Source organism: Methanobrevibacter sp., from assembly GCF_045611865.1.
GTDB lineage: Archaea > Methanobacteriota > Methanobacteria > Methanobacteriales > Methanobacteriaceae > Methanocatella.
On record NZ_JAZKXX010000044.1, the window covers coordinates 1 to 8,384 of the forward strand.

Sequence of the window (8,384 nt, forward strand, 5' to 3'; positions counted from 1 at the left end):
GATATCGCAGAATTAGCTGATGCTTTAATTGAATCTAAAGTTAAATTAGCTGATGTAGGAATTAAACCTGTATTCCGTTTACACCCTCCAAGAAAAGGATACGAAGATATCCGTTTATCTGTAAAAGAAGGTGGATCTTTAGGTTACAGGGGAGAAGAAATTAAAGATCTTGCAAAAAGAATGCTTTAAATTCAGGTGTATATTATGATTAGAACAAAACGTAAAATTAACAAACAAAGAGGTTCTAGATCCAACGGTGGAGGCTGTACTAAAAAACGTAGAGGTGCAGGTAACAAAGGTGGAAAAGGAAAAGCAGGTATGGGTAAACAACACTGGACCTGGACTGTAATTCACGACCCTAACCACTTTGGTAAACATGGTTTCAAAAGACCTCAAAAAATGATTAAAAAAGTCAATGCTGTTAATTTAAGTTACTTAGAAGAACAAGCTGATGAGTTAATTGCTCAAGGTAAAGCATCCAAAGATGGAGATGCAATTGTTATTGATGTAACTGAATTAGGATTTGATAAAGTTTTAGCAAAAGGTAAAATTACTAAAGCTTTCAAAATTTCAGCTCCTCAATTTTCAGCATCTGCTATTGAAAAAATTGAAGAATTAGGAGGAGAAGCTATAGAATTATAGCTTTTTTCTTTTTTATAAGAGGAAGAGTATGTCAGCACTAGAAGCATTAGAGCCAATATTCAAGTTCATTCCTGAAGTTAAATCTCCAGTTCACAGAGAAGATTTCAATGAAAAACTTAAATGGACTGCTCTCATTTTAGTATTATATTACGTTTTAACTCAAATTCCATTATATGGTTTAGCACCAGGTGCTATTGACCAATTTGCTCAATTAAGAGCAGTTATGGCTGGAAGCTTTGGTTCCATCCTTACATTAGGTATTGGTCCGATTGTTACTGCTTCCATTGTATTGCAATTATTAGTAGGTTCAAATCTTTTAGAATTGGATCTTTCATCTCATAAAGATAAGTCTCACTTCCAAGCTACTCAAAAGGTATTGTCTATTGTATTTACAGTATTTGAAGCAAGTGTTTTAGTATTAACTGGTAACTTAGTACCTATTGATGGTTCTTATACCTTGTTATTAATCCTTCAACTTGTTATTGGTGCATTAGTAATTATTTACCTTGATGAAGTAGTATCCAAATGGGGATTCGGAAGTGGTATTGGTTTATTCATTGCTGCAGGTGTATGTCAAGCAATTATTGTAGGTACTTTTAACTTCTTCCCTACTAGTGAAGGATTACTCCCAGGTATTATTCCTGGTTTCATCCAAGCATGTGCTGCTGGAACTCCAGACCTTTCAGTTTTAATCCCATTAATTGCAACAATTATTGTATTTGCCGTTGTACTTTATGGAGAAGCTATGAGAGTTGAAATTCCTATCTCTCACGGTAGTGTAAGAGGTCACGGAAGAATCAGAGGTGCTGTAGGTAAATACCCTTTAAAATTTGTTTACTCAAGTAACATGCCGGTTATTTTAACAAGTGCATTACTTGTAAACGTAACATTATTTGCAAATGTTTTCCAAAAAATTGGCGTTCCTATTTTAGGACATATTGAAAAGGGTAAAGCAGTTGATGGAATCGCTTGGTTGTTATCAACACCTAATTTAACTATGTTTATAACAGAACCAATACATGTTCTTATTTATGCTATCTTTTTCATAGCATGTTGTATGTTATTCTCATACTTATGGGTTGAAATAAGTGGATTGAATGCTAAAAAGATTTCAGAACAACTATATTCTTCAGGTATTCAAATACCTGGTTTTAGAAGTAGTAAACGTCAATTATATAAAATTTTGAAAAAATATATTCCTGCACTTACCATTATCAGTGGTATTTATGTAGGTCTTATTGCTTTCCTTGCAGATTTAACTGGTGCTTTAGGTGGAGGTACCGGTGTATTGCTTACTGTAGGTATTCTTCATAAATTATATGAAGAAATGGCTGAAGAACAACTTATGTCTTCAAATCCACTTCTTAGGAAAGTTTTAGGAGGAGATTAATCTTTTCCTATTTTTTTCTTTTAACACTCGTGAGGGATTAAAGTGAAATTAGTAGTATTAACAGGGATTCCAGGTTCTGGAAGTACAACTTTGCTTAACAAAGCATTAGAAGAAGTCGATTATGTCCACTTAAATTATGGAGACATAATGACTGAAATAGCAATTAAAGAAAATATTGTTGAAGATAGGGATTCTTTAAGGAAATTACCTGCTGAAACTCAAAAAGAAATCCAAGCTAAAGCAGCAAAAGAAATTAAAGAAAGATCTGAAAACGATAATGTAATCGTAGATACTCATTGTACTATTAACACTCCTGCTGGTTTCTTACCAGGTTTGCCTATATGGGTTTTAGAACAATTACAACCGGATCTTTTCGTATTAATTGAAGCTTATCCTGATGAAATTATTTACAGAAGATTAAATGATGAAACTCGTGAACGTGATGTTCAAAAAGCAAAAGATATTGACTTACACCAGCAAATGAACAGAGCCACTTCAATGGCTTATGCTACATTAACTGGTGCTACTGTTAAAATTGTTACAAACCACGATAATCATTTAAATTCTTCAGTTTCTAAATTAGTAGATGTATTAAATTTATAGGTGATTAATATGCCTGATATAATGGGAATGATTTATGCAGCATTAAATTCAATTTTCAATCCGATTCTTGCATTGGATCCAAATCCAACTAATCCTGCATTGACAGTTTTGATTATTGCATTTTTTGTTTCATTGATTACAACTGTTGCAAACAAATATTTAGTTGACCAAGATGAAATGAATGAACACCAAGCTAAAATGAAAGATTTAAACAAAAGAATGCGTGACGCTCAAAAAAGAGGGGACGGAAAAGAGCTTGCTAAGATTCAAGCAGAACAAAGTGAAATGATGAAAGACCAAACTGCAATGATGTCTAATCAATTCAAACCAATGATTGTAACCTTTGTCCCAATTATTTTAATATTCTTTTGGATGAGATCTTCAGCTATTAGTAATTTAGTTATCATCCTGCCTCAAACTGTATATTGGGTAACATTAACACCTCTTTGGCACGCTCTTGGTGGTTTCATATATGGTGGTAAAGCTACTATTCCATTTGGAATTGGTTGGTTGTTATGGTATATGATTTGTACTTTTGGTATGAGTCAAATATTAAGAAAATTCTTAGGATTCAAACAAGGGTTCTAAATCCACTAAAAAACTATACATTTATTAATAATGAGAAATATATATTTTAGTATTCTATATTGAATACGCTATTACACAATTTATTATATTAAAATTATTAAGGTGATTAAATGCCTGCAAATAGGTTTAGATCAAGATCATATAAAAGAGTTCATAAAAACACTCCTGGCGGAGCTAATGTTTTAAGATACAAAAAGAAAAAACCATCTAAGCATGTTTGTGCTGAGTGTGGTGCAGTATTACATGGAGTTCCACGTGGACGTCCATACGAAATTGGAAAATTATCAAAAACAGCTAAAAGACCTAACCGTCCATACGGTGGGTACTTATGCTCAAGTTGTGCTCGTAAACTTTTCAAAAACGAGGCTAGAAAATAATGATAATTACTATAGGCGGATTAGCTGGAACAGGAACAACAACACTAGCAGAAGTGCTTAGTGAAAATTTAGATATTCCATATATCTCAGCAGGTTTTATCTTTAGAGAAATGGCTGAAGAACATGGGATGACTGTTCTTGAATTCAGTGAGTTTGCTGAAGGTAATGATGATATTGATAAAGAAATTGATAAAAGGCAAGCTGAAAAAGCTAAATCTGCAGAAAACTTAATCGTTGAAGGAAGATTATCTGCATTTTTTGTAGATAATGCTGATTTGAGGATTTGTTTGATGACTCCATTTGATGTTCGTTCAAAAAGAATAGCTCAAAGGGAGGATAAAACTGTAGAGTTAGCAAAAAAAGAGATTATTACTCGTGAAAAAAGCGAAGCCTTAAGATACATGGAAATCCATAATATTGATATCAGTAATATGGAAATCTATGATTTGATTATAAATACTGATAGTTTTGATCCTCAAAGCATATCAGAAATCATTATTCAAACATTAAAGGTGATATAAATGGCATCAATCGAAGTAGGTAGAGTATGTGTAAAAATCGCCGGTAGAGAAGCTGGTGAAAAATGTGCAATCGTCGAAATTATCGATGAAAACTTTGTAGAAGTTGTTGGTGAAGCAGTTAAAAACAGAAGATGTAACATTGCTCACTTAGAACCAACCGAAGATTCTATCGATGTTTCTGGTGATATTGACTCTATTAAAGCAGCTTTAGCTGACTTATAAAATCAATGAATAATTAAAAAAATTATTCATAACTTTTTTTATTTACTATTTTTTAGGTTTTTTTCATGAAATTTGACATGGTTGTTAAATCTAAAAGTTTTACATCTCCAGATTTTGGATGTAAACCCGAAGAAAGGGAAATTACTGAATATATCTCTAAAGGTGTAATTAATTTAGATAAACCATCAGGTCCAACTTCTCATGAAATAGACTCATGGATTAAACGCATTTTAAACTTGGAAAAATCAGGCCATGGAGGGACACTCGATCCAAAAGTAACTGGAATACTACCAGTTGGCCTAGATGATGCAACAAGAGCTATTCAACTACTTTTAACAGCTCCAAAAGAATATGTCTGTCTTTTAACTTTCCATCAGGATGTTGACGAAGAAAGAATTCGTGAAGTTTTTGCTGAATTTACAGGAAAGATATTTCAGCTTCCTCCCGTAAAATCTGCTGTAAAACGTGAACTCAGAACTCGTAACATTTATTATTCTACAATTTATGAGATTGAAGGACGTGACGTGTTATTTAGAATAGGTTGTGAAGCCGGAACTTATGTTAGGACCTATTGTCATAATATAGGTGAAGCGTTAGGCGTTGGAGCCCATATGGCGGAGCTTAGAAGAACTCAGGTAGGTTCTTTTAATGAGAAAAACAATTTGGTGACCTTGCAGGATGTTACTGATGCATATCACTTCTGGAAGGAAGACGGTGATGAATCATTCTTGCGTGATGCTATAATGCCGATGGAACGGGCTGCAGATTACCTGCCAAAAATCATTATTAAAGATTCGGCGGTAGATGCGGTTTGCCATGGAGCAGACTTAGCATGCGGTGGAATCGCTTCACTTGCAGATAATATTCAAAAAAATGATATTGTATCTATTGAAACCCTTAAAGGTGAATTGGTAGGTGCAGGTCATTCATTGCTAACTTCCAATGAGATTTTGGAAGCAGACTCTGGTTTTGCAGTTAACGTCAGCAAAGTATTTATGAAGCCGGATACTTATCCAAGATTTTGGAAATAACTGATTTTTTCTAGAAATTTCTGATGAGCTCTCCATTGTGTTAACATTATCTAATCTGTAACATTTATTTTAAGAAATTGGCTTGAAAATTAATCAAAATAATAAAATAAGTGAAATTATAATTGAAAATATTTTGGGGCTGTCAACTTCACGATGCCTTTATTTTTTTTTAAAAATAAAATATTGTGAAGAAGCTAGAACGCTCCTCCACCACCTCCACCGGATCCTCCTCCGAATCCTCCGAAACTTCCGGAGTCTGAAGAAGGATTAGCGGCACTTACACCTGTATCAAATGCATGATGCATCATATAGTATCCACCATAGTAATGGTACATATACAATCCGTCATCATATTCATGAATATTTGGAACATGCAGTTTCATGGCTTTGTAAACCTTGTCAGCTACTCCAAGAGCGCTTCCATAAACAAGGTACTTGTTCCATATGACTATTGATTCTGGAGGGTGTTCGTTAATTAAACTGTTGTCCTTTAGGAACTTCTTGAAATTGTTCCATTTAAGATAGAAGGTTCTGCCACTTTCAGTCCACCTTCCGAAAATATCATCATCAAGACGCTTCAATGCAATTGAAAATATCACCAGGAATACTCCTCCGGCAATGGCATAAATTCCATTTCCAAGGTTTGTAAATAGTCCCAAAGCACCAATTATTATACCAAAGACAAATCCAAGTCCGGAGATTATTGAAATTAGTGTTGAACCTGTATTATCAAAGTATTCGTCTGTGTTGATGCTATCTGTAACTGATTTTTCCCAGTTTTCAATTTGTTTCATGAACCATTTTGCCTCATGTTCTGATGATAATTGTCCATTTAGCTGAGATAAGTTTAAAACGTTGTTTTCTGCAAAGTTGGACAATGTATTGAAGACAATCCTTTCACTTTTACTCAATTCATTTGTTTTGTCATGGTTAAATGTTAAAAGCAAATCTTTTGTATCACTTTCAACATTGTCTTCACTGAATATTCTAAAGACTTTCTTGTCAATCAGATTCATTATTGAAGATTCAAATCCTTTCATATTTGGTGTTCCGATGTTGGATTTATTTTCAATCAAAGCATTGATTACTTCTGGAGGATCGTTTGTTGGAAGTTCTCGCTCATAAATTCCATCATACATTACTTTAGGTTCCCTACCGTATTTGAAGTATGTAAATGCTGCTCCAATTGGGCTTAAAATGGATAGTAATCCTAAAACTAGATAAGTGGTATTCCAGAAATTCCTTCCGTTTATGCTGTCTTCTAGGTTTTTCATAATCATGTCTCTGCCGTCCTGATTTACATGCTTTGCATATGTGGCATCGCTGAAATCGTCCAATGGCATCAAGACAAGCAGTTCATACATTTCTCCTTTAGGTATGAATGTAGTTTGTGCTGTGATGGTATCGCCATTTAACTCGCTAGAAGAAGTATATTCTTCAGGATTTAAATAATATGTATTGTTTTCACTGCCTGGAAGATTAATGATTGCTGTCAGGCTTCCAACGCCTTCATCCCATTCTTCACCCCAAAGTTTATATTGTAGTCCTCCAACATCATTGAAAAGGGTAACTACATTTTTCATATCATAGCTGATGTAAACTGATACATCACAATCTCTTATTCCTTTGGTGTGAGCTGCATCGGAGTATAAATAGATTTTTAAATGTTTGTATCCGCCATCATCACTTTCTTCTAAAACAGGATATGCTCCTTCGGCAGCAACTTCAATATTATCTATGCTTTCGCCACTTTTTAGAGGAATATCCCTATAAACACCATTGAATTTTCCATCAAAAGAATAATCATACCTTTCATCCACATGGAGTAGACCATTACTTCCAACTGTCAGTTCAACAACGGCCTGATCGATTGTGTAACTTCTATCGTCATCAGCCGAAACCATTGAAAGGGTTGAAAATAATATTAAAAAAAGTAAGATTATACCAAATGTCTTTTTAACATTCAATAATCTCACCAACTTTAGAATTCAACTTTAGGTACTGCTTTTTCTTCTGCTGGAGCTTCGAAGAATATTTCTTCTTTAAATCCAAACATTTTAGCAAGAAGGCTACTTGGGAATTTTTGGCAAGCGTTGTTGTATTTTAAAACAACATCATTATAGAATTGTCTTGCGTAAGCTATTTTATCTTCAGTTTCACTTAATTCGCCTTGTAATTCTTGGAAATTACTGTTTGCTTTTAACTCAGGGTAGTTTTCAGCAACTGCAAATAATGTTTTTAGAGCACCAGTTAATTGGTTGTCTGCTGCGCTTACTTCTTCAACACCTGAAGCATTCATAACTCCAGTTCTTGCTTTTGTAACTTCTTCAAGCACGCCTTTTTCATGAGCAGCATAACCTTTTACAGTTTCCACTAAATTCGGTATTAAATCATTTCTTCTTTTAAGTTGAACGTCGATTTGTGAATAGCTGTTTTTCACACGGTTTCTAAGTTCAATAAGGTTGTTGTACATGTGTATTATTGTTCCTATAATAAAGACTATTAAAATTATGAGTATAATTATTGTTAGCCAACTCATTTTATCACCTAATTATATATTAATCTCTTTTAAAAATATAGTTTTCTTTTTAGATTTTGAATTTAATATTTTGTTTTTTCTCACGGTTTTTTGAAAAATTAGCTTTTGAGCAATACCTTTATATAGGTGTAAATTAATATATTATTTTATCATATTATTCTAGACAATATGATGCACAAGTATTGCTAACTATTTATGCCGAGATAGTCTAGCCTGGTAAGGCGCGAGACTGGAAATCTCGTGGGCGTTCAGCCCTCCTGGGTTCAAATCCCAGTCTCGGCGTTTATTAGTTTTTATCTATATTTTTTTAATCAATTAAAAATACTTGTAAAACTGATATTTATTGCACTCTTAGCTAATAGGCTAAGTTTATAACTGTTGAAAGAACTGTGTTTTGATTTTTTCAAAACATTCGAATCTATATTTTACGTCTCGTAGGTTCGCTCTATAAATGGAGGTTATTTAATGGAA

At 33.6% G+C, this 8,384-nt stretch carries 10 protein-coding genes, 1 tRNA gene and 1 pseudogene; 10 read left to right on the forward strand and 2 right to left on the reverse strand.

Annotated features, from left to right (window positions below; genetic code table 11):
- The 9 genes and pseudogenes from rpl30p to ACKI32_RS04690 form a co-directional block, all read left to right on the forward strand.
- A pseudogene (gene rpl30p / locus ACKI32_RS04650) lies at positions 1 to 189 on the forward strand (50S ribosomal protein L30); the annotation flags it as partial.
- A 15-nt stretch (positions 190 to 204) separates the two neighbouring features.
- Complete coding sequence (locus tag ACKI32_RS04655; RefSeq protein ID WP_407413984.1) at positions 205 to 642, forward strand: uL15m family ribosomal protein; 438 nt, start codon at positions 205 to 207, stop codon at positions 640 to 642.
- 28 nt (positions 643 to 670) lie between these two features.
- Entirely contained in the window at positions 671 to 2,032 is a 1,362-nt protein-coding gene (gene secY / locus ACKI32_RS04660) for a preprotein translocase subunit SecY (protein ID WP_407413986.1), read from the forward strand.
- A 42-nt stretch (positions 2,033 to 2,074) separates the two neighbouring features.
- Positions 2,075 to 2,635, forward strand: a complete 561-nt coding sequence (locus ACKI32_RS04665; protein ID WP_407413988.1) for an adenylate kinase — start codon at positions 2,075 to 2,077, stop codon at positions 2,633 to 2,635.
- 9 nt (positions 2,636 to 2,644) lie between these two features.
- Positions 2,645 to 3,223: a DUF106 domain-containing protein gene (locus ACKI32_RS04670; RefSeq protein WP_407413990.1), complete on the forward strand. Its 579-nt coding sequence runs from the start codon at positions 2,645 to 2,647 to the stop codon at positions 3,221 to 3,223.
- Between the two features lie 110 nt (positions 3,224 to 3,333).
- Entirely contained in the window at positions 3,334 to 3,600 is a 267-nt protein-coding gene (locus ACKI32_RS04675; protein WP_407413992.1) for a 50S ribosomal protein L34e, read from the forward strand.
- Positions 3,600 to 4,121 (forward strand): (d)CMP kinase, encoded by a 522-nt coding sequence (gene cmk, locus ACKI32_RS04680; RefSeq protein ID WP_407413994.1) that lies wholly within the window; start codon positions 3,600 to 3,602, stop codon positions 4,119 to 4,121. Before ACKI32_RS04675 ends, cmk begins: the two co-directional genes overlap by 1 nt.
- Positions 4,122 to 4,343: a 50S ribosomal protein L14e gene (locus tag ACKI32_RS04685; protein ID WP_292608596.1), complete on the forward strand. Its 222-nt coding sequence runs from the start codon at positions 4,122 to 4,124 to the stop codon at positions 4,341 to 4,343.
- Between the two features lie 65 nt (positions 4,344 to 4,408).
- A complete protein-coding gene (locus ACKI32_RS04690) occupies positions 4,409 to 5,374 on the forward strand; it encodes an RNA-guided pseudouridylation complex pseudouridine synthase subunit Cbf5 (RefSeq protein WP_407413996.1) in 966 nt (321 codons plus the stop codon).
- A gap of 194 nt (positions 5,375 to 5,568) precedes the next feature.
- Here the strand turns inward: ACKI32_RS04690 and ACKI32_RS04695 are convergent, their stop codons facing one another.
- Together ACKI32_RS04695 and ACKI32_RS04700 are read right to left on the reverse strand one after the other, a co-directional pair.
- Positions 5,569 to 7,350, reverse strand: coding sequence for a DUF2207 domain-containing protein (locus ACKI32_RS04695; protein ID WP_407413998.1), 1,782 nt, complete (start codon positions 7,348 to 7,350; stop codon positions 5,569 to 5,571).
- Positions 7,351 to 7,355: 5 nt separating this feature from the next.
- Complete coding sequence (locus ACKI32_RS04700; protein WP_407414000.1) at positions 7,356 to 7,913, reverse strand: LemA family protein; 558 nt, start codon at positions 7,911 to 7,913, stop codon at positions 7,356 to 7,358.
- Positions 7,914 to 8,110: 197 nt separating this feature from the next.
- Here ACKI32_RS04700 and ACKI32_RS04705 point away from each other — a divergent pair.
- Positions 8,111 to 8,195: transfer RNA gene (locus tag ACKI32_RS04705), tRNA-Ser, on the forward strand.
- The last annotated feature ends 189 nt before the right edge of the window (positions 8,196 to 8,384 follow it).